Source organism: Haloarcula terrestris, from assembly GCF_031624315.1.
Classification (GTDB): Archaea; Halobacteriota; Halobacteria; order Halobacteriales; family Haloarculaceae; genus Haloarcula; species Haloarcula terrestris.
Genome location: NZ_JAMQOM010000035.1, coordinates 1 through 1,047, shown reverse-complemented (window position 1 = coordinate 1,047; position 1,047 = coordinate 1). Strand labels below are relative to the sequence as shown.

The 1,047-nt window shown below is 57.1% G+C and carries 1 protein-coding gene; it reads right to left on the bottom strand.

Features of this window, described 5'->3' with window-relative positions:
- Nucleotides 1-6: 6 nt before the first annotated feature.
- Nucleotides 7-984 carry an IS1595 family transposase gene (locus NDI54_RS21390; RefSeq protein ID WP_310898332.1) on the bottom strand — a complete coding sequence of 326 codons (978 nt, stop codon included), beginning with the start codon at nt 982-984 and terminating at the stop codon, nt 7-9.
- Nucleotides 985-1,047 lie beyond the last annotated feature (63 nt).

The following is a 1,047-nucleotide window of genomic DNA, read 5'->3' as shown; positions in this document are numbered from 1 at the left end:
TCGCTCTTATGTAGAATTGTGGAAAGACCCGATAACGAGACACTCAACCGCTGTCTCGACAGATCCTCCAGCGAGAGTGAGTGATCGAACGATACCGAAGGTGTGAGCGGCCTGTTCCAAGCCCTGCTTGGACAGGCCGCGGAACTTCCGCAGCCACGGCTGGACGATCGAAAACAGGCACTCAGCTTGGTTGATGTGGACGCCGTCGGGCGATACGTACCTCTCTTTGTGGATGACTGTTCGGTGGTCACGCTCCATCTCTCGGTACGCTTGGAGTCCATCAGTCCAGACCTCTCCCAGCGGCTGGGAGAGGTCTTCAGCCTCCTGAATCACTGGCTCAAGATCGCCTTGATAGTCGATTCCACGGTGTCCACGAATTATGCGAAGTGAGTCGCGGCACGCCGCGACGAGCGTCAGCTGATCACCGTGACGCCCCCGCCAGCGTGACCGGCCAGACCGTGACGAGCCGCCGCGAGAACGGCTGTTCCGCGGCGGCTCTTGTCCTTTGTAGCCCGAACAAACCCTGCCAGATTCGTCGACTTGCGTTGGTCCATCGATGATCTGGTCGAGGTGCTTCCAAACCGCGGGGAAGCCGCGCTGAACCGCGGCTTCCACCTCCCGAATCACCGTGTGAACGGTTTTGTAGGCTCGATCGAGAAGCGGCGCAATCTGGTTGATACTGAGCAACGTATCGGCGTAGAGCGTGAACGCGAGAAGTATCTCGCCGCAGGTGAGATGCTTCTCGTGGAAGGGCGTTCCGTAGGTGTAGGCCGGCTTGAAATCACAGTCTCGACACCAAATACGGTCGGTATTCTCCCACGTGACGATACGCTGATTCCCGCAACGAGGACAGGACGTGTTCTCCCAGAATTCCTTGAGTCGCCGCTCGATGCGAGCATCGAGCGGCTCCGTATCGATCTTGATGACATCTAACTCGATCAACTGCTGAAACAGACGGCCGAATGCTGTCTCAGTGGAAGACATACCTCCCGATTACCGGCGAATTAGTGTAATTATACGGTCTTTCCGCGTTTCTACATAAGAGCG